The following is a 20,031-nucleotide window of genomic DNA, read 5'->3' on the forward strand; positions in this document are numbered from 1 at the left end:
TGGCCGGCCTGGCCGGCCTGGCCGGTCAGCTCAGCGGCGGCGGCCTGGGCGGGTCACGGGGTGAGGCGCGGGGCGTGCCAGGTACGGAGGCGGTCGTCGAGGTCGTCCAGGGCGGCGTGCCAGCCGACGTAGCCGCGGGCCTCGCCGACGAAGCGCCGGGACCGTCCGGCGATGACGGAGCTCGGCCGGTCGCGGGAGATGATGAGGGCCTCGTCGACGAGGTGGACCGCGTTGTCCAGATCGCGCCGCTTGGCGGCGGCGGTGGCCGCGGCGATCCGGGCCATGGACCGCAGGCCGGTGGCCCCCGCCAGGTCGAGGTGGTGAATGGCCGCGTCGGTGTACACACTCGCCGCCCCCGGCATCCCGAGCTCGACGTAGGCGGCTGCTGACAGCTCGGAGAGGGTCAGCACGTGCAGTGTGTCGATCGAGAAGCCAGGCTCGCCGTGCTGGTCCGCGGTCAGCGAACCGACGATGTTCCAGGCCCGGCCGACAGATTCGTGGACTCCCCAGGGGGCGCCGAGTGCACCGTGGGCGCGTGCCTCGATGGCGGCCGCCCGCGCCGCCGCGGGGGTCCCGGGGCCGACGAGTGCACGCCCGGCGGCGGCGAGCTCGACCGCGTCCGCCGGACGTCCGGCCTTGCGGGCCAGGGACGACTGCCACAGCCGGATCCAGCACATCAGCGTCGCGTCGCCGGCCTCGGCGGCGTGCTGGTAGGCGTCATCGAACGCGGCCGCGGCACCCGTGGTGTCCCCGGTGTCGTGGCGGGTCGTGGCCCACAGGGCCGTGAGCCGGCCGACCACCTGGTGCAGCCGCAGCCGGGTGGCGGACGGCAGGGAGTCCCGGGCCAGCAGGGAGCGCACCACGGGCAGGTGGCGCCGCAGCCGGGTGGCGGTGAGGGCGATCGGGGTGCGCTCGTAGTCGGCGGTGATCCGCGCCACCCGTTCGTCGAGGTGGCCGAGAAGGTCCGGTGACGGGCTCACCGCGCCGCTGCCCGCCGGGCCCGGCGACTCACCCGCGCCGAGGAGGTCGAGGGGGAGCAGGGCACCGGCGACCAGCAGCCGGCGCCGGGAACTGGCATCCATGCCTGGTGTCCTCCGCGTGGCACAGCGGAGGGTGGCAGCTGCCTTCGAGGTGGCGCCGTCGACCGGCCCCGTACTCCGCGCATGTCCCGGAATCCTGGAGCCACCGGGACAGCCCCGTCACCCTCCGTGCCACTGCCGGACACGAGCCGGCGACGGTTTCCGCGGGCAGGGGTGTCCTTTTGCCCCGCCCGCGGCCCGTTTTCCACCACGCAAACCCAACAGGCGCGCACCATGTGGGCTACACCGTTGCGGATGGGAGGAGCTGGCGGGCTACTCGCCCGCGTTGACGAGGTGCGCCACGTGGTGGGTGTCGTTGAAGCCGCGCAGCACCGCGGGGCCGTCGGAGTACCAGTCGACGGTGGTGATCGACACGAGGTCGAGGTGCAGGCGGTAGAGGACGGCCGGCTCCGCGGCGAGCGCCAGCTGGGTGAGGGCCTTGATCGGCGTGACGTGCGAGACGACCAGAACCCGCCCGGCGGGATACCGGGCCATGATGCGGTCCCGGGCAGCGGTGACCCGGGCGACGGTGCCCAGCAGGCTCTCACCCCCCGGCGGGGGAACCGCCGGGTCGGCCAGCCAGGCGTTGAGCTCGTCCGGGAAGCGCTCCCGGACCTCGCCGAAGGTAAGCCCCTCCCAGGCACCGAAGTCGGTCTCCCGCAGGTCCTCGTCGATGAGATAGTCGCGGCCGAGTGCGTCGGCGGTCTGCCGGGCGCGCTTGAGCGGCGAGCTGATGACCGCGTCGAACGGCTCGTCGCGCAGCCGGTCGGCGGCGGCCGCCGCCTGGTTCAGCCCGGTGTCGGTGAGGGCCGCCTCGACGTTGCCGCTGAACCGCTTCTCCACCGACATCGGGGTCTGGCCGTGGCGGAGCAGGACGGTCGTGGTCGGCGGCGCGGGCGGGGCCATCCAGCCGGACAGCCGGTTGGTGGTCGGTGCCTGGTGGGGCACCGGATCCGGCGACTGCGGGATGCTGGGCTCCCAGGTGCGGCCGGCGGCGGCGGCGTCCATGGCCTCGTTCGCCAGCCGGTCGGCGTGGCCGTTGCGGGCCCGCGGCACCCAGACGAACCGGACCCGGCCGAACCGCGACGCGAGCCCGGACGCCTCCGCGGCCAGCGGCCGCATCGACGGGTGCTTCACCTTCCAGCGCCCGCTCATCTGCTCGACGACGAGCTTCGAGTCCATCCGGACCTCGACCTCGGCGCCGGGGTCGACGTCGGCTGCGGCGCGCAGGCCGGCGAGCAGGCCCTCGTACTCGGCGACGTTGTTGGTGGCCGTGCCGATCGAGCCGGCGCGCTCCGCGAGCACCTCGCCGGAGCCGGCGTCCCGGACGAGCGCGCCGTACCCGGCAGGCCCGGGATTACCCCGGGAGCCTCCGTCAGCCTCGACGACCAGTCTGCGCCCAGCGCTCATGCCGCCACTCCCCTCGCTCGTCCGGCCCGCAGAGGTACCCGCCTCCGCGGGGGGGATGCGTGACTTTACCGGCCGTTCGGCGGCGTGGACAGCGGGCGGGTGTGGCCCCCGGTCACAGACCGGACTCGGCCGTCCGGACCAGGATGCGGCGGCACTCCTCGCAGCGCACCACCTCGTCGGCGGGCGCGGCCGCGACCGCGCGCAGGTCGCCGCCGGAGAGCTCCAGATGGCACCCCTGGCAGCGGCGCCGGACCAGCGCCGCGGCGCCCACCCCGCCGGAGGAGCCGCGGATCCGCTCGTACAGGACGACCAGCGGCTCGGGCAGCGCCGGTGCCAGTGACTCCCGCTCGGTGCGCCGCTTCGCCGCCTCGGCGTCGATCTCGCCGAACTGCTCGTCCCGGCGCTCCTCGGCTGCCTGCCGCTCGCCGGTGATCTTCTCCTGATCGCCGACGAGGCCGGCCAGGCGGGTCTCCAGCGCGTCCACGGCCTCCATGCGCTCCAGGGCGTCGTCCTCGAGCACACCCTGGCGGCGGGCCAGCGACGCCAGCTCGGCCTGCAGGTTCTCCAGCTCGCGCGGGTTGCCGACCTGACCGGACTCGAGCCGGGCGCGGTCGCGGTCGGCGCGGGAGCGGACCAACTCGATCTCGTTCTCCAGCTTCTGCTGGGCACGGGCGATGTCGGCGATCTCCGTCCGTACCCGGACGATGTCCGTGTCGAGGCTCTCCAGGGCCGCCGACCGCTCGGCGATCGTGGCGAGCTCCGGGAGGGAGCGCCGCCGCGCGGCGAGCCGGTCAAGCGCCGTGTCCAGCGCCTGGAGGTCAAGGAGGCGAAGCTGTGTTGCCGGGTCAGCCTTCATGGACTCCGTGCCTAGAGCCTTTCTTCGGGACGCGCGCCGGGCGCGTGGGGCGGATCGGACGGGCGCGCGGCGTACTCCGCGTCGGCGTACTCCGCGTCGGCACCCGGGCTGGTCGTGGTGGCGCTCACGTGCAGGCGCCAGGGGTCGGTGACACGGGTCGACACCAGGGTGTTCACGGTACGTCCCCGGGCGGCGAGGCCCGCGCGCAGCCGGTCGGCGGCGCCGGCGAGCCAGGGCCACTCGCTGGCCCAGTGGGCGACGTCGACGATGACCAGCCGATGGTCGGCGACGGCGTCCAGGGTGTGGTGATGCCGGCCGTCCGCGGTGAGCAGGGCGTCGGCCCCGGCCGCCGCGGCTGCGCCGGCGAGCTCACCACCCGACCCGCCGCAGACGGCGACCCGGCGCACCGGGGTGTCGGGGCTGCCGGTGGCGCGTACCCCGCCCGCGGTCGCCGGCAGCGCCCGCGCCACCCGCTCGCAGAACACCGACAGTGGTTCGGGCGCCGGCAGGACACCTGTCCGCCCGAGCCCACGGCATTCGGTGCCGGCGTCGGTGCGGCCCCGGGCCCGGGCCTCGGCCCGCCCGACGTTCTGCGGCAGCGGCCGCACCTCCCGCAGGCCGATCGCCGCCGCCAGGGCGTCGCTGACCCCCGGGTCGGCCACGTCGGCGTTCGTGTGCGCGGTGAACAGCGCCACCCCGGCGCGGACCAGCGTGCCCACGACCCGCCCGCCGGCCGCCGTCTCGGCGACGGAGTGGGCTCCGCGCAGGAAGAGCGGGTGGTGGGTCACCAGCAGCTGGGCCCCGGCCGCGGCCTCGGCGGCGACGTCGGGGGTCGGGTCGACCGCGAACAGCACGTCGCGCACGGGGGTGTCCGGGTCGCCGACCGACAGGCCCACCGCGTCCCACGACTCGGCCCACGCAGGCGGGTAGCAGGCTTCGAGCACGGAGACGCAGTCACGGACCGTCGCCACAAGGGAGGTCATCCCCGCGACCTTACCCGGGCGGCCGGTCGGCGGTGTCGACCGGTGACCACACGGCTGCCCTCGGACGAGGCGCCGTCACTTCGTCCTGACCTGACCCGTAACGTCACCCCTGGCGTAGGACGTCCGCACGGGGTTGGTACCCCGACGAGAAGGGGTTCGGAGCATGGCTGACGTATCGGTGCGGTTTCAGATCGCCGGGGATTCGGAGATCGTCCTGAACCTGGCGACGCCGCAGGCCGTCCGGCTTGTCGAGGCGCTGATGGGCAAGGTCGCCGATGCCATGGCGGCACCGGAGCGGCTCGCCGTCGGCACCTCGTGGCAGCAGGGGACGCCCGCCCCGCCCGCGCCGCCGACCTTCAACCCGGGCCAGCAGCTGCCGCGGTAGCGCCCCGGGCGAACGTCGCACGACACAGTCACCGACACAACAGACATCGCCGACAGAGCGGACACCGCGGGCCCGGCCGTCGCCCGGCCGGCGGTCAATGCTGCCAAAAGGCGAAATCCGACAACAACGTCGGCGCAACGCGATACAACCTCGCAAAGCATCCCCTACGAAAGGACACCTGATTTCCCATGGCGGGGGACGTACCGGCCGACGAACGGATCCTCATCACGCTCGATGATCTCGGTCCCGAGACGGACCCCCGGCCCGGTCCGCCCGGCGCCTCCGAGCTCCCGGCGGCGCAGGCCCAGCCCGGCGACGGCACTCCGGACGCCGCTGCCCGGCCCGGCCCGAGCAGCGAGCCCGAGCCGCAGGTCATCGACCTGGCGCCGGACGACCTGCCGGTCTGGGGAGTCCGCCGCAGCACTGCGACCCCGGCACCGACCCGTGCTCAGCACGGCGAGCGGACCGTCCACCGCTACGGCCGGGTCCGTGTCCTGGGCCGCCCGGTGGACTCCGCGGTGACGCAGGCACTGCGCGGGATCTCCGCCGACCTCGCCCCCGGCGACGGGACGATCGTCTCCACGCACAGCCTGCCCGGCGGCCTGAACCGCACCGAGTCCCTGGGGGTGGAGGCGTTCCGCCTGCGCGCGAGCGAGGGCTACCGCCGCCGCAAGCGGTCCCGCCCGCGGGACGCGGCGCCCTGGGACATGGCCCACCCCTGCACCGACATCGCACCGCCGCGAGGCGCGGGCGAGACCGCGACCCCGACACCGGCGCCGGTCCGCGCCCTGGCCAACGGCCTGCTGGCGGACAGCGACGGCAACGGGTCCGGCGCCGCCCCGGCGCCGCTGCCGACCCTGCCGATCAGTTCCCTCAGCGGCTACCTGGAGGGCTCGGTCGCGGTCGGCCTGATCCTCGTCGAGGGCCCGACACCGGCCCTGCGGATGACCGCCGCGGAACGCACCAAGATCGTTGCCGAGGTGCAGAACGGGCTGTCCTGGTACGCGACCCAGAACCCCGCCGCCGAGCTGACGTTCAACTACGACATCCAGATCGTCCAGCTCCCCACCCCCGCCAACCCGGGCGCCACCGACCTCGAGTCGGTGTGGCGCAACCCGGCGATGAGCCGGCTGGGCTACGCGCCGAACTTCGACGGCGTCTACGACTACGTCGAGGCGCTGCGCGCTCGGCTGGGCACCCGGTGGGCGTACTGCGCGTTCGTCACCAAGTACCCGCTCGGCCACTTCGCCTACGCGTCGGTCGGCGGCCCGCGCATGGTGCTCGCCGCCGACGCCGACGGGTGGGGGCCGGACAACATCGACCGGGTCTTCGCCCACGAGACCGGGCACATCTTCGGCGCCCCGGACGAGTACGCGGGCGCCGGCTGCGACTGCGGCGGCAGCTGGGGCCGCTACGGCGCCCCCAACGGCAACTGCGACGGCTGCGCGCCGGCGCCGGTCGAGTGCCTGATGCGGGCCAACACCTTCGCGCTGTGCCGCTACACACCGTCCCACCTCGGCTGGGGCCACGGGGTCGGTGGCAACCCGGTGCTCATCCAGTCCCGCGGGCTCGGCGTGCGGGGCAACTTCGACACCGTCGTACCGTCGGCCTTCTCCGGGCTCACCCACGTCTGGCGGGACAACGACGCCACCGGCGCGCCCTGGCGCGACCCGTGGCAGACCGCGCAGGCCCTCGGCCGGGTCGACGCGGTCACCATGGTCCAGAGCACCCTGGCGAACCCGGGACCGCTGGAGACGGTCGTCCGGGTCGGCCCGCGGCTGTTCTTCCTCTGGCGGGACAGCACCGGCGCCTACCAGTGGCGCCCGCCCGTCCAGCTCGCCCAGGGCGTCGGCGGCGTGCCGTCACTGGTCCAGAGCCGGCTCGGAGCCAGAGGCAACTTCGAGCTGCTGGCACCCGCGTCGGACGTCGGCATCTTCCACCTGTGGCGCAACCACGACGCGGCGGGCTACCCGTGGAGCACGCCCCGGCTGTTCGGGGCGAACCTCGGGCGGGTCGACGCGGTGAGCCTGATCCACGGCACGCTCGGCGGCGGCGAGGGCCTGCTCGAGGCCGTCGCGCTGGTCGGCACCCGGCTGGTCCACCTCACCCGCGGCCAGGACGCCGTCTGGCGCACGGGCCAGACCTTCGCCGAGGGCGTCTCCGGTAACCCGGCGCTGATCCAGGCCCAGTACTGCGGGGCAAGCAACTTCGAGGTGGTCGTGCCGTCCACCGGCACCGGGCTGGTCCACTACTTCCGGGACAACAACCCGGCCCAGCCGGTCTGGAGCGGCCCGCGCCCGTTCGCCGCCCAGCTCGGCCACGTGGACGCCGTCTCACTGATCCAGAGCAACTACAGCGGCAACCTGGAGGTGCTGGCCCGGGTCGGCAACCGTCTCCACCTGCTCACCCGGTCGGGTGCGGCAGCGGTCTGGTCGGCACCGCAGCGGGTGTTCTGACGGATTTCGGGGTCGGGGGACGTCCAGCCTCTCAGGTCGGGGCGTCCCAGGGCTCGCCGTCGCGGCGGCGGGACGGCTTCGGGCGTCCGCGGGCCTGCCAGCCACCCACGAACAGCTGTTCCTCGGGGCGGAGCGTGCCGAGCAGCACCTCCGGCACCTCCTCCTCGAAGACACCGGCGACGCCGGGGACACCACAGGCGTCCCCGACCCGCTCGGTGGGCAGCAGAACCAGGGCGAGCCGCGGCTCCAGCCGCGAGGTCACCTGCCCCCACCCGGCCACCCGCTCCAGTGCCGCCGAAGCCACAGCGGTGTCCCCGTCCAGGACGACCAGCAGCTCGTGGGGCGGGCCCCACCCGCCGTCCTGCTGACGCCGATCAGTCACCGGATGTCCTCCTGTTCTCGGCCCGCAGCAGGCACGGCACCCGCCGCGTCCGAGTGTGGATGGACGCGGCGGCCGGTACAGGACAGGCTGGGACCATGCGGGCCCGTCCACGGGCCGGTGATGCTGCGGCATATGGGGGTGAGGGAGATCATGGGTGAGCGCCTGCCCCTGTTTCCGCTCGGTACTGTCCTGCTGCCCGGTCTGCTGATGCCACTGCAGATCTTCGAGGAACGCTACCGGGTCCTGGTCCGCGAACTGCTCGAAATCCCCGAGACGGAGACCCGCCGGTTCGGGGTGGTCGCGATCCGGCGCGGGCGGGAGGTCGGCCCGGCGGTCCCCCAGACCTACGACATCGGCTGCACCGCGCTGGTACGCCGCATCGAGGCCCAGCCGGACGGGAAGTTCTCCATCGTCACCGTCGGCGGGCCCCGGTTCCGGATCGGCTCCGTCGACAGCGGCAGCAAGCCCTACCTCGTCGGAGACGTCGAGTTCCTGGAGGACGTCCCCGGTGACGAGGCCGCCGCCACGATCCACGCGGCGGTCGTCACCCGGTTGATGCGTGAGTACACCGAGCGCCTCACCGCCAGCGGCACCGTCGAGATCAGGCTTCCCGACATGCCGACCGACCCGATCGCGCTCTCCTACCTCATCGCGGCAGCGGTGGCGAACGACCTCGCCGAGCGCCAGGAACTGCTCGCCGCCCCGGACGCGGCGACCAGGCTGCGCGCCGAACGCGCCCTTCTCCGCCGCGAGCTGGGCCTGCTCGAGCGGATCACCACCGTGGGCTCCAGCGAACTGAACCGCATCACCCCCAGCTCCAACTGAACTGAGCCGAGCGGGCCATCTGGCCAGAGCCGTCACCTGACCCGAGCCGTCACCTGACCGGAGCGGTCAGACCCGGCCGGCGCCGGGGCGCGGGCGTCCGTGCCCAGGACTCAGCCGGAACACCCGCAGCGGGCCGAGGTCGCCCGGGCGGACACCGATCTCGGCCGCCCCGAGCCAGTGCACCAGCCGCAGCGACGCGGCGTTGTCCTCGTCGACCTCCACCAGCACCTCGCCCAGCCCGGCCGGGCCGAACGCGTGGTCGAGGATCGCGGCGGCCGCCTCCCGGGCAAACCCCTGCCCCCAGCACACCGGATCGAGGCTGCACCACAGCTCGACCCCGGCACCGCCGGACCAGGCCACCAACCCGGCCGCTCCGACCAGCCGTGCGGAGTCCTCGCCCTCGCATCGTGGCTCGAGCAGTACCCACAACCCCCAGTCGTGCGCAGCCATCGCCGCGGCGCTGTCCCGCACGAGCCCGGCGATCTCCTCTGCGGTCACCTGCCTGCCGTCGAACAGGAACCGACACACGTCCGGCTGGTTCCAGAGCGCCCGCAACGCCACTTCGTCCGTTCTCGCCACCGGCCGCAGCACCAGCCGGCCTGTCCGCAGCTCGCTCACCCCGCCATACTCCGATCTACTACCCCGGCCCGACCAACCGTTTTTCGGGCTCTCCTCGCCGACCGTCCCTGATCGCCCAGGACGCTCCGGCTCACCCACTCGACATGCCCCGTTTTATGCGCCTTCGCGATACGAGCCACTGGCAGCGGATTCCGCGCCAGCCTCCGTCGAGCAGCCGGGGCGCGAAGGTCGATGCCCTCCGCAGGCACTCCAGGTAGCGCCTGCCAGTACGGGCAGACAAAGGCCAACGACGGGGCGCCCGGTGATCACAGGAACCCTTGACCGCCCACCACGACCTTGGTAACGTCTCGCTCCGCGTCCCGATTACGAACTACATATCGCATATGCGAACGCCGGGAGGGAGGGAAACCCGCACCGTCGTCACCAGGGCCCAGCAGCCGGAGCGGCTCGCCACGCAGCCTCAGGCCGTTTCTCCCGCCCAGAGCCCAGGTCATCGGACAACATCGGTGAGATTTCCAGGGCCAACAACAGCCGACAACGGTGGCGCAGCGCATTCCCCGTCTCGAAGCAGGCCGGCCGGTCGCAGCCTGGCCCCGGTTGCTTTCGCGCGACTGGTCCGCCGACACGGTTGACATCGCGACGCAGAAGGCCCGTTCACCCGTCCTCGACGGCCCCCTCCTCCCGGCCGGGACGCGCGGTCCCGCTATCGCCACCGGTTATTCCGCAGCGTTCGAGGGTGCCGTCCTGACATCGACGAGTGCACTCGTACTCCCCTGACGAGCTCAGGCCTTCTGGCCTGGACCGCGAGAGTCGAGTCACGAGCGAGAACGAAGGAGTTACATGCTCACTGACAGAACCCGCGCCACCGCGAGCGCGGGCGCGACCGACCGGTTCGAGACGAACGGGACCAGGGGCACCGGCCCGGTGAACATCACAGGAATCATCGCGGACTACGCCGCCTCGACGTCGGTCGACGCATTACCCGCCGACGTTCGGGAGCGTGGGCGTCTCATCATCATGGATGAGCTTGCCTGCGCCGCCTTCGGACAGACCCGGACACCGGGGAAGCTCGCCACCGGCTACGCGGTCCCGATGGGCGGAGCCGGGACGTGTCGCGTTCTCGGAACCGAGCACCGCACCACCGCGCCCTACGCGGCCCTCGCGAACGGCACGGCCGGACACGCCGACGAGGTCGACGGCGCCCACGTCGTCGGTGGGCATCCCGGGGCGACCATCGTCCACGCCGTGGCGGCGGTTGCCGAGCACCGACGGGCAACGGGCGACGCGCTGCTCAATGCCGTCGTTCTCGGCTACGAGATCGGCAACCGGCTCATCCGCGCGTGCGGCGGGGTCTTCGGGGTCAAGTCGCGCCTTCACCTGCACGCGGACTTCCTGCACACGATCGGCGCCACGGTCGCCGCGTGCCGCGTGCTCGACCTCGGCCCGAAAGCCTACGCCGACGCGATGGCGCTCGCGACCTTCCAGGCCAACGGTCTCGTCGCGCTCTTCCAGGAGCGGCGGCACATCAGCAAGTCGTTCTGCAACGGCCAGTACGCCTTCGCCGGCGTTTCGGCCGCGCTGATGGCGAATGCCGGGCTGGAAGGATGCGAGGACGTGCTCGGCGCGGAGAACGGCCTGCTCGCGGCATGGGGCCTCGACGACGCCGCGAGTTCACTGATCGACGGGCTCGGCCACGACTACGCCGTGATGGGCGCGAACTTCAAGTTCATCAACGCGGGCTACCCGATCCACGCGGCGGTCGAGGCAGCGATGACGGTGCTGCACGACCACCGAATCCAGGTGGCCGAGATCGACGCGGTCGAGGTCGGAATGCCCACCCATGCGCTCCGGGTGGTCGACAACCGCGCCATGCACAACATCTGCCTTCAGGACATGCTTGGCGCGGCGATCGTACAGGGTGGGCACCGGTTGCGGGAAAGCCCCTTTCCGCACCTTCTGTCGGACCCCGCCTTCCAGGCGATGAGGGGACGCATCGATCTTCGGCCCGACCCCGAGCTGGACGCCGAGCAGCCGAACGGCCGCGGGGCCCGGGTGACCTTCGTGATGCGGGATGGCTCGAGGCTCTCGGCGCGGGTCAACCAGCCCAAAGGCCACAGCACGGGAGATCCCATCGGTTGGGACGATCTGCGTGAGAAGTGGGCGGATGCCCTGCCCACCGTCGACATCGACCGCCTGGTTCGGATCTCGCAGGCCGTTGACGAGCTGGACGACGTCGAGGAACTCCTCCAGATCTTCGACCCGCCCCGGCACGCCGCCTGACGCGAAGGAAGAACCATGGCCAGCACACAGCACGTTGGATTCGTCCTCATCCACGGCGGCCGACACGGCGGCTGGGCGTGGCGCGACGTCGCCTCTCGACTGCGCGCCCTCGGCCACCCGACGTACACGCCGACCCTGACCGGCCTCGGTGAGCGGGCACACCTTCTGCGCCCGGAGATCGGGCTCGAGACCCACATCAACGACCTGGTCGGCGTCTTCGCGTACGAGGACCTGAGCGACGTCGTCCTGGTTGCCCACAGCTACGGCGGCATGCCGGTGGCGGGTGCGATGCAGAAGGTCTTCGACCGCGTGCGCGCCGTTGTCTGGGTCGACGCGCACCTCCCGCGCGAGGGAGAGTCGATCTTCGAGTTGATCGGCGAGGAGCGCGCCACCCAGATGAAGAAGATGGCCGCGCAGGACGGGGAGGGCTGGTATGTGCCGACCTCCGACGCCAGCTGGTGGGGGCTGAGCGATCCCGACCAGATCGCCTGGGTCAACTCCAAGACGACTCCGCAGCCGATGCGGACCTACCTCGACCCGATCGGGCCCACCGACCGGGCCTGGTCGCACCCGGGCACGATGATCGAGTGCACGCCGAGCCGGCTTCCCGCGGTGGAGGTGGCACGTCAACGCGCGCGTGCCGAGTCCGACCCGCACTTCCATCGTCGGCTTGTCGACGCCTGCCACGAGCCGATGCTCACGCACCCCGACGAGCTCACCGCGCTCCTGGTCGAGGCGGCCGGGCAGACCGGGTAGTCGCGTCCGGAGGCCTGTGCAGTCAACGCGGAGGCCTGTGCAGTCGCCCTGGGGGGCTGTGCAGTCGCCTCGGGGGCACAGGTCTCCGGCTGACCGGCCGGCCGGCGGTAGTGTGCAGATCGTTTCCGCTGCGCAGCGACTCCCGCCGAACTGGCCCTGCAGGCGTCCGGGCCCTCGAGTGGCGGCCGGCCGGCTGCCGGGCATCGAGGAGTGGCGCGTGCGCAGTCTGGTCTACTTCGTGGCATCCACGGTCGACGGGTTCGTCGCGGGTCCGGATGGCGCCGACCCGACCGGCCCCGGCGGGTTCTGGCCGGTACCGCAGGACTACCTCGAGCACCTCACCGCCGAGTACCCGGAGACGCTGCCCGGCCCGGCTCGGGCCGCCCTCGGCGTCACCGCCCCGGGAACCCGTTTCGACACCGTCCTGGAAGGCCGCCGCAGCTACGAGATCGGGCTGCGGGCCGGCCTCACGAACGCCTTCCCCCACCTGCGGCACCTGGTCTTCTCACGAACCCTGACCACCAGCCCGGATCGCGGCGTGGAACTCATCGCCACCGACCCGGCCGCGACGGTCCGGGAACTGAAGCGGCAGGACGGCGGGGACATCTGGCTTGTCGGCGGCGGCGAGCTCGCCGGCACGCTCTACCGGGAGATCGACGAACTCGTCATCAAGCTGGGGCCGCTGACGCTCGGCACCGGCATCCCGCTGTTCTCCCCCACCGCCGTCTTCGACCCGAGAACCTGGGAGCTGACCGACCACACCGCGCTCAGGAGCGGCGCGCTCTTCCTCACCTACCGCCGGCCGGCACCGTAGGCGGGACGGCAGCGGGCCGATCTCCGGGCGGGGCGCGGTGGGCAGCGGGAGCGGCGCCGGTCAGCGGCGGCGCCAGGGCCAGCGGAGCGTGGTCCCGCCGGCCCACAGGAACAGCGCCAGCACGAGCACCGCCATCCCGGGCAGGACGAGGTACAGCCCGGTGGCCCGCACGTGGAACTCGGCCAGGTCGCGCAGCAGCGCCGTGGCGTTGGGCGGCAGCGAGGCGAGCACCTCGCCGGAGCGGCGCTGCTCGCCGGTCCACCCGGCCAGCAGCGCTCCCACCACCCCGCCGGCGGCGAGACCGACCGGCACCGGCCAGCCCGCGCCGGCTGCCCGCCAGCCGGCGAGAAGGCCGCCCACCACACCGGCGACCGCGCAGATCAGCGCGAAGTAAAGGTCGGTCGTGCTCTGCGCGCCGAACACCGACATGGCGCCGGCGAGCGCCGCGTCGACGTCGAGGCGGGGCGCGGTGGCGGCCCACAGCAGGCCCAGCAGCGGGCCGGACACGACCATCGCGAGGGCGCAGACCAGCCCGGCGAGCAGCCGAGCCCGGGTGCCCTCCGGCTCGGCCCGGGCGCGCCCCCGCTCGGGTGGCGCAGGCGTTTCGACCGCGGCGGCCGGGCCAGCCAGCGGCTCGCCGACAGGCAGGCCACGCTCACCCTGAGGTAGCGGCGGCCCCGGCGGCTCTGGGGCGAACGGCTCGACTGTCGAGGCCAACTGCTCGGTCGTCGGACGGGAGAACACCGACGGTGTGCGCTCTGGGGCAGGCGCGGGGCTCTCGGCCGCGGGCACCGGCGTGCCCGGGACCGGACCGCGGTCGGACCGCCCGTCCGCCTGCGGCCCGGAACACTCTCCGGCGTCCCGGGTGCCGCCCGGCCTCTCTGCCACGACCCGTCCGTCTCCTCGCCAGCCACACCGGTTAACCGGCCCGGATCTCCAGGGCGACCCGACCCCCCGTTGACATCAGACCCAGGGGTCGACCGTACCCGCAGGCGCAGTGCCCTCGCCTGCCGCGGCATCGCCGACCTGTCCGCGCCGACCTGTCACCGCGTTTCGCCCGGGCACCGGTACACCGGCGGCCGCCGGTCAGGACCGGGCTACGCGCCGCAGGGCCTGCGCGGCCACCACCAGCGCGACGGCCGCCACCACGGCGCAGACGGCCAGGTCGGCCAGCACGCCGGCCCAGTCGATCGACGGGGCGAACGCCTCCGCGAGCGCATCCACCGCGTAGCTGCTGGGCAGCAGGTCGCGCGCCAGCCGCCCGATGCCGGGCAGCCGGTTCGCCGGGATGACCCCCAGGAACAGCACCACGCTCATACCCAGCTGACCGGCGACCGTGGCGAGCTCGGGCTTGGGTGCGAGCAGCCCGATCGCGGCCCCGATACCGGCCAGGCTCGCGCCGGCCAGCGCGGTGACCGGAACCAGCATCCACAGGCCGGACATCGGCAGGCCATACAGTACCGAGCCGACCAGAACGGTCACGATGGTGCCGGGTACGGCGAACGTCGCGTACGACGCCGCCGTCCCGAGCACCACCGCCGCGCCGGGGATCGGCAGGGTCAGGTAGTAGTCGAGCGCGCCGGCGGCCCGCAGCGCGCCGAACCGCTGCGCCAGCAGGTTGAGCGCCACGAAGGCCACCACGAGCACCGTGGAGCCGGCGACGACCGAGGCCGCCGCCGAGTCGTCGCCGACGTCCACGATGCCCCGCAGCAGGATCATGATCCCGAGGGACTGGAAGGCGGCGACGAACAGCAACGGCACCCGGGCCACCCGGGCGCGGGCCAGCTGGCCCCGGTACACGGCCGCCAGCGCGGCCAGGAAGGCCGTGCCGTGGGGCAGCGGGGCGACGGTGAGGGCCGACGGTACGGCGCCCTCCTGATCGGCCTTGCGGGAGTCAGTCGGCACGACGGGCGCTCCGGGAGCGAGCGCGGGCGACAGCGCGGCCGCGCCCGCTCCGGTGGCGGGGTGAGGCGTCGCCAAGGTCATGTCCGCTCCAGGTCACGGCAGGTTCCGCCGAGAGTGAGATACACGTCCTCCAGCGACGGAGTCGCGAGGCTGAAATCGTCCAGGGCGGCGAACGCCGGCCCGGAGGTGAGGCGGCCCAGCGCGTCACGGGCCTCGGCCTGTGCCAGCCGGGTCGTCCACCGGCGGCCGGTGACCCGCGCCGTCGCGGCCAGCCGCGCCACCGTCGGGTCGTCCACCGGCGGGTCGTGGCGCCAGACGAGGTCGAGCCGGACATCGGCGGAGACGGACGCCTTGAGCCTGCCAGGCGAGTCGCAGGCGATCACCCGGCCCGCCTCCAGGACGGCGACGCGGTCGAGCACCGTCTCCGCCTCCAGCACGTTGTGAGTGATCAGGACGACGGTGGTGCCGTGCGAGGCACGGCGGCGTTCCAGCGCCGCCCACACCGCGCGGCGGGCCACCGGGTCCAGGCCGGTCGTCGGCTCGTCGAGCACCAGCACCGGGCGTTCGCCGACCAGTGTGGTGGCCACGCAGGCAAGCCTGCGCTGCCCGCCGGAGAGGCGCCCGAGCGGGCGGTTCACGACCTCGCCCAGGGAGAACTCCTCGATGACCGCGGCGCGCTCGCGCCGCGCGCCGGCCCGGGACAGGCCGCGCATCCGCGCGGTGGTCTCGACCGCGAGGCCGACCGGCAGCTCGGCCAGCGCGAGATCATCCTGGCCCAGGTAGGCGGCCATCCGGGCAGCGACACCCGGACGGCTGACAACGTCGTGCCCGAACATCGTGATGGAGCCGGCGTCCGGCCGGATCAGGCCCATGAGCTGGCGGACCAGGGTGGTCTTGCCGGCCCCGTTGGGGCCGAGCACGCCAAAGACCTCGGCCGGACGGACATCGAGATCGATCCGGTCGTTGGCGAGGACGGCGCACTCCCCGGCACCGTGCCGCCGGGTGAGGCCACGCACGGCGTAGCTCAGCACGGCTGTCATTCTCGCAGCCGCCACGCCGAGCCGAGGCCGTGGGCCGATGCCGTCGACGTCACACCCACAACGGAAGCCACACCAGGGCACACCCGCCAGCGCATCACCGGGTGCTCCAGAGACGTTCGGACGCCGCGCACGGGCCGGTAGGTGTCAGACCGCGCTGCTCATCCAGACCACGATGTCGAGAATCCGCAGCGGGGTGACCGGCGGGCCGCCGGGCGGGACGAGCCCGGCGAGGCGACGGAACTCGTCGGCGTTCTCACGCAGGTCGTGCTGCATGGCCCGGACGAGCATCTCCATGTACTGGCGCCAGGACCGCCCGTCCCGCGGCGACGGCGGGACACAGTCCTCGTGCTGGTAGAAGATCCGCACCTTCGAGTCGAACAGCGGGACGAGTGCCGGCCGCTTGCGGTGCAGCACCTTCGCGATCAGCGAGCCCTTGACGTCACGGTCCGCGACGTCCGGATCGTCGAGCGGGTCGTAGAGGGCCGCGACCAGGTCGAGGGTGACCTCGTCCGCCTCGATCAGCTCGATGCCCGGGGGAAGCCGGTCGAGCGCGCGCTGCAGCAGCGGCAGCAGCGCGGTCAGGGTGTGCATCCGGTCGAGGTCCACATTGACGCCGAGCAGACAGGGCGAAAGGAGATCGCTGGTGCACAGCAGATCCGGGTCACCATTGGTGACCAGCCCGTCGTAGTACGGGTAGGCGTAGCGCAGGCCGCGCCGGCGCGGCCCCAGGTACTCCTCCAGCAGGCTCTCCGCGTCGAAGACCTCCCGGGTGCCCTTTGCCAACCTCACCCGAAAGTCCTCCTTCGTCAGCCACACCGCGCCGGGCACCCGACCGAGGCGCCCTGGGGCAATCCTGCCCTGTCCCCCGTGGTGGGCGGAAGACGCCCCCGGTGGACGGCCCGGCCTGTGCCACAGGGGACACACCGGAAACACCCGTGGCCGGCGCCGTGCCCACCGTCGCGCGACCCAGCCGGGCCGGCCGCGACCCAGCCGGGCCGGCCCAGGCGTGCCTCCCCCGGCACGCTCGGACAGGCACCTCGGAGCCGGTCCGGCTCCGCCTGGCCATGGCTCGTGCGGGTTCTTCGGGGTTGGTCAGGGCCGCTCGGGTTCCAGCGGCACGAAACGCACCGCCGGCGGAACGAGGCCCGGTGGAGCCGGATCCACGACCCTCACCTGGCCGTCCCGGGCGAGCTCGAGCAGGCGTGCCCCCGGTGCCCGCAGGACCACTCCGAACAGGCACGCGCACCGCGCCCGCAGCGCGGCCGCCTGCTCGTTCGCCGCCTGCTGACTCGCGCCCGGCTGATCCTCCGGCCCGGCCCGAGCGGTGCCCGTGTCGGTGCCGGTGCCCGTGTCGGCGCCGAGGCCCTCGCCGGCGTCGCGGGCGCGGGTCTCGGCGGCATCGCCCGCGCTGGCGAAGGCCGCCTCCACATCCGCGACGGGATCACGGACGGGTGCGGAGAGCACGCCACCGTCCGGCGGGACGCGGAAGAACACCTCGCTGATCCGGAAGGTCGCGAACAACCGGTGCAGCTCCTCCGGTGTCCGGTAGCCGGCCAGGCTGACCACCGCGTAGAGGTCGGCCTGCGGGGCCGCGCCGGCCAGCGACTCCAGCTCCGCCCGGGCCGCGGCGGCGTACTCCGCGGCCTCGTCCCCCGCGACCGGGCCCACCGTGGTGATCGGTGTGGCGGGGCCGGCAGGTGGGCCGCCGGGCCCGGGGCCCGGAATCCCGCTGCTGCTGTTGCCGGGATCAGGGCCGCGCAGCATCGTGCTGACAGCACCGACGATGATCAGGACAACCAGGCCGAGGACGAGCAGCCGGAAGGTGCCCCCCACGACACTGGCGGTGCGGGAGGAGAGGCGGGAGGCGCGGGAGTCCGGCGGGTCAGCCTCGCCGTCTGCCACCGTGGCGGCCGCACCTCCGGCGTCCGTGGCGGCCGTGGCGGCCGTGGCGGCCGTGGCGTCGACGGCCGGGGCAGCGACGACGCCGGTTGGCGGGGCTGCCGTGCCGTCGGCCAGTGGCAGGGCGGCATCGACAACCACCCGGTCGGTGGGCGGTTCCCCCGCCCGGCGCACCCGTACCCCGGGCAGGCGCCGGCCGGCGCTCGCGAGATCCGCACCCCGGGCCAGCACGCGGCCGGCCACCGGCAGCGCGGCGTCGTCCACCCGGTCGAGCAGACGCAGCGGGCGGCGCGACCGGGGCGCCCCGTACTGCCGAGGCGGACGGGGCGGGTCGGCGGCCTGCGGCGCCGTCATGTCTGGTCGTTCAGCCGCTTCAGCGCCTCGGCCAGGTCGTCGGGGTCGGGGCTGACGAACTCGACCCAGGACCCGTCCGCCGGATGCTCGAAGGCGAGCCGGGCGGCATGCAGCCACTGGCGGGTCAGACCCAGTCGCTCCGCCAGGGTGGGGTCGGCGCCGTAGGCGAGGTCCCCGACGCAGGGATGGCGCAGCGCGGACATGTGGACCCGGATCTGGTGGGTGCGCCCGGTCTCGAGGCGCACGGACAGCAGCGAGGCGGCGCGGAACGCCTCCTCCGTGTCGTAGTGGGTCACGCTGGGCTTGCCGTCCGCGACGACCGCGAACAGACCGGGGCGCCGCGGGTGCCGGTCGATGGGGGCGTCGACGGTGCCGCGCAGCGGATCCGGGTGCCCCTGGACGACCGCGCGGTACACCTTCTCGACCTCGCGCTCCCGGAAGGCTCGCTTGAGCAGTGTGTAGGCCCGCTCGCTCTTCGCGACGACCATCGCGCCGGTGGTGCCGACGTCGAGCCGGTGCACCACGCCCTGACGCTCGGCCGCGCCCGACGTGGAGACCCGGAAGCCGGCCGCGGCGAGCGCGCCGATGACTGTCGGCCCGGTGAACCCCGGTGCCGGATGGGCGGCGACTCCCACCGGCTTGTCGACCACCACGATGTCGTCGTCGTCGTGCAGAATGCCCAGGCCCTCGACCGGGGTGGCCTCCACTGACACCGGCCGCGGCGGGGCCGGCAGATCGACCTCCAGCCAGGCACCGCCGGCAACCCGGTCGGAGCGCCCCCGGACCTGCCCGTCGACGCTCACCTGACCGTCGTCGACCAGCGCTGCGGCCGCCGTCCGGGAGAGCCCGAACATGCGGGCGAGGGCGGCGTCCAGGCGGATGCCGTCAAGACCGTCGGGGACAGGCAGGGAGCGGCGGTCCGTGTAGGCCGTTGTCATCGGGCACCCGGCCCCTCGTGGCGCCCGCCCGACGCGGGGGGACGCTCCCCCGGCGCAGAACCGGCGCTCGGGCCGGGGCCGGGATCGCTGTCGGCCCCACCACCAGCGGCACCGGCAGCGCTTCCGGCGCTGGTGGGGTTCGTGGCGGTGGGGTTCGTGGCGGTGGGGTTCGTCGCGGGCGGCTCCGCGGGAGCAGCGGTCAGCCTCGTCCCGTCCAGACCGATGCCGCGCAGCGAGAGGATCACAGCGAGCACACCGCCGCAGACGATGGCCGAGTCCGCCAGGTTGAAGATCGGCCAGTGATGGATGTGGACGAAGTCGACCACATGGCCGCGCAGGGGCCCCGGCGACCGGAAGACCCGGTCGATCAGGTTCCCGACCGCGCCGCCGACCATCGCGCCGAAGACGAACGCCCATCCGACCGAGGCCAGCCGGCGCGCCGTGACGACGACGACCCCGACGACCACCAGCGCGACCAGGCTCAGGATCACCGTGGCCCCGCCGGCGAGGCTGAACGCGGCCCCCGAGTTCCGGGTGAGCCGCAGGTCGAGGATGCCGGGAATGATCTCCACCGGCGTGCGACCGGAGAGCTCGGCGACCGCGAGCACCTTGGTCAGCACGTCCAGCACGATGAGACAGGCCGCGGTCAGCGCGACGATGAGCACCGCGCGGCGCGAGGCGACCCGCGGGACGGACGCCCGCCGGGCGGGCGCAGGCGACGCCGCGGACGCGGCACCGGGGACGGCCGGCCGGCCCGCGCCCGGGCCGGCGTCGTCGCGGGTCGGCACGCGGCCCGGCACGTCACGCCCGCGCCGGGCGCCCCGCTCTGTTCCTGGCTCGGCGACCACAACCACCACTCTACGGGTGTCATATCACCGACCGACCATCGCGGGACCCGCTGCCATCCCGCGCCCGGCCCGCGTCCATCCCGCACCCGGCGGCGGCCCTCCGCGTGTGGACGCCGCCGGAACGCCGTCGGCTACGCTGGGGGCGCGGAAAGGCGTTGACGGGACGAGTAGCGGCGGGCGCAGCCACAGCGAGCCGGGGGCGGTGCGAGCCCGGCGGCCAGCGCGGCGTGAAGATCACCCCT

Annotated in this window: 19 protein-coding genes; 6 read left to right on the forward strand and 13 right to left on the reverse strand. The window is 73.7% G+C overall.

Annotated elements, in window-relative coordinates:
• Positions 1-53 precede the first annotated feature (53 nt).
• The 4 genes from AB1460_RS06160 to AB1460_RS06175 all read right to left on the reverse strand — a co-directional run bounded on the left by AB1460_RS06160 (position 54) and on the right by AB1460_RS06175 (position 4,328).
• Positions 54-1,082, reverse strand: a complete 1,029-nt coding sequence (locus AB1460_RS06160; RefSeq protein WP_368959636.1) for a hypothetical protein — start codon at positions 1,080-1,082, stop codon at positions 54-56.
• Positions 1,083-1,352: 270 nt separating this feature from the next.
• The gene (locus tag AB1460_RS06165) at positions 1,353-2,489 is read right to left on the reverse strand and encodes a bifunctional RNase H/acid phosphatase (RefSeq protein WP_368959637.1); all 1,137 of its coding nucleotides are present in this window, start codon (positions 2,487-2,489) and stop codon (positions 1,353-1,355) included.
• A gap of 112 nt (positions 2,490-2,601) precedes the next feature.
• On the reverse strand, positions 2,602-3,345 hold the full coding sequence (locus AB1460_RS06170; protein ID WP_368959638.1) for a zinc ribbon domain-containing protein: 744 nt from the start codon (positions 3,343-3,345) through the stop codon (positions 2,602-2,604).
• Between the two features lie 11 nt (positions 3,346-3,356).
• Positions 3,357-4,328, reverse strand: a complete 972-nt coding sequence (locus AB1460_RS06175; protein WP_368959639.1) for a Nif3-like dinuclear metal center hexameric protein — start codon at positions 4,326-4,328, stop codon at positions 3,357-3,359.
• Positions 4,329-4,491: 163 nt separating this feature from the next.
• On the opposite strand from AB1460_RS06175, the gene AB1460_RS06180 reads away from it, so the two are divergent.
• On the forward strand, positions 4,492-4,713 hold the full coding sequence (locus AB1460_RS06180) for a hypothetical protein (RefSeq protein WP_018635054.1): 222 nt from the start codon (positions 4,492-4,494) through the stop codon (positions 4,711-4,713).
• Positions 4,714-4,901: 188 nt separating this feature from the next.
• Positions 4,902-7,169 (forward strand): hypothetical protein, encoded by a 2,268-nt coding sequence (locus AB1460_RS06185; RefSeq protein WP_368959640.1) that lies wholly within the window; start codon positions 4,902-4,904, stop codon positions 7,167-7,169.
• Between the two features lie 31 nt (positions 7,170-7,200).
• Here AB1460_RS06185 and AB1460_RS06190 read toward each other — a convergent pair whose 3' ends face one another.
• Entirely contained in the window at positions 7,201-7,551 is a 351-nt protein-coding gene (locus AB1460_RS06190) for a hypothetical protein (protein ID WP_368959641.1), read from the reverse strand.
• A 150-nt stretch (positions 7,552-7,701) separates the two neighbouring features.
• On the opposite strand from AB1460_RS06190, the gene AB1460_RS06195 reads away from it, so the two are divergent.
• Complete coding sequence (locus AB1460_RS06195) at positions 7,702-8,376, forward strand: LON peptidase substrate-binding domain-containing protein (protein WP_368959642.1); 675 nt, start codon at positions 7,702-7,704, stop codon at positions 8,374-8,376.
• Between the two features lie 66 nt (positions 8,377-8,442).
• On the opposite strand, the gene AB1460_RS06200 is transcribed toward AB1460_RS06195, so the two are convergent.
• Positions 8,443-8,994 (reverse strand): GNAT family N-acetyltransferase, encoded by a 552-nt coding sequence (locus AB1460_RS06200; RefSeq protein WP_368959643.1) that lies wholly within the window; start codon positions 8,992-8,994, stop codon positions 8,443-8,445.
• Positions 8,995-9,795: 801 nt separating this feature from the next.
• Here AB1460_RS06200 and AB1460_RS06205 point away from each other — a divergent pair.
• The 3 genes from AB1460_RS06205 (at position 9,796) to AB1460_RS06215 (ending at position 12,805) form a co-directional block, all read left to right on the forward strand.
• Positions 9,796-11,235: an MmgE/PrpD family protein gene (locus AB1460_RS06205; RefSeq protein ID WP_368959644.1), complete on the forward strand. Its 1,440-nt coding sequence runs from the start codon at positions 9,796-9,798 to the stop codon at positions 11,233-11,235.
• Positions 11,236-11,250: 15 nt separating this feature from the next.
• On the forward strand, positions 11,251-11,991 hold the full coding sequence (locus AB1460_RS06210; protein ID WP_368959645.1) for an alpha/beta fold hydrolase: 741 nt from the start codon (positions 11,251-11,253) through the stop codon (positions 11,989-11,991).
• A gap of 217 nt (positions 11,992-12,208) precedes the next feature.
• Positions 12,209-12,805 carry a dihydrofolate reductase family protein gene (locus AB1460_RS06215; RefSeq protein WP_368959646.1) on the forward strand — a complete coding sequence of 199 codons (597 nt, stop codon included), beginning with the start codon at positions 12,209-12,211 and terminating at the stop codon, positions 12,803-12,805.
• Positions 12,806-12,865: 60 nt separating this feature from the next.
• Here AB1460_RS06215 and AB1460_RS06220 read toward each other — a convergent pair whose 3' ends face one another.
• The 7 genes from AB1460_RS06220 to lspA form a co-directional block, all read right to left on the reverse strand.
• Complete coding sequence (locus tag AB1460_RS06220) at positions 12,866-13,693, reverse strand: hypothetical protein (protein ID WP_368959647.1); 828 nt, start codon at positions 13,691-13,693, stop codon at positions 12,866-12,868.
• Positions 13,694-13,891: 198 nt separating this feature from the next.
• Entirely contained in the window at positions 13,892-14,791 is a 900-nt protein-coding gene (locus tag AB1460_RS06225; RefSeq protein ID WP_368959648.1) for an ABC transporter permease, read from the reverse strand.
• A complete protein-coding gene (locus AB1460_RS06230) occupies positions 14,788-15,750 on the reverse strand; it encodes an ABC transporter ATP-binding protein (protein WP_368959649.1) in 963 nt (320 codons plus the stop codon). Before AB1460_RS06230 ends, AB1460_RS06225 begins: the two co-directional genes overlap by 4 nt.
• A gap of 144 nt (positions 15,751-15,894) precedes the next feature.
• The gene (locus AB1460_RS06235) at positions 15,895-16,539 is read right to left on the reverse strand and encodes a DUF6308 family protein (protein WP_368959650.1); all 645 of its coding nucleotides are present in this window, start codon (positions 16,537-16,539) and stop codon (positions 15,895-15,897) included.
• A 303-nt stretch (positions 16,540-16,842) separates the two neighbouring features.
• Positions 16,843-18,003 carry a hypothetical protein gene (locus AB1460_RS06240; protein WP_368959651.1) on the reverse strand — a complete coding sequence of 387 codons (1,161 nt, stop codon included), beginning with the start codon at positions 18,001-18,003 and terminating at the stop codon, positions 16,843-16,845.
• Complete coding sequence (locus tag AB1460_RS06245) at positions 18,000-18,941, reverse strand: RluA family pseudouridine synthase (protein ID WP_018635025.1); 942 nt, start codon at positions 18,939-18,941, stop codon at positions 18,000-18,002. The genes AB1460_RS06240 and AB1460_RS06245 overlap by 4 nt, the downstream gene beginning before the upstream one ends.
• The gene (lspA, locus tag AB1460_RS06250) at positions 18,938-19,729 is read right to left on the reverse strand and encodes a signal peptidase II (RefSeq protein ID WP_368959652.1); all 792 of its coding nucleotides are present in this window, start codon (positions 19,727-19,729) and stop codon (positions 18,938-18,940) included. The genes AB1460_RS06245 and lspA overlap by 4 nt, the downstream gene beginning before the upstream one ends.
• Positions 19,730-20,031 lie beyond the last annotated feature (302 nt).

Origin of the sequence: Parafrankia sp. FMc2 (assembly GCF_041008525.1) — a bacterium.
Taxonomy (GTDB): Bacteria; Actinomycetota; Actinomycetes; order Frankiales; family Frankiaceae; genus Parafrankia.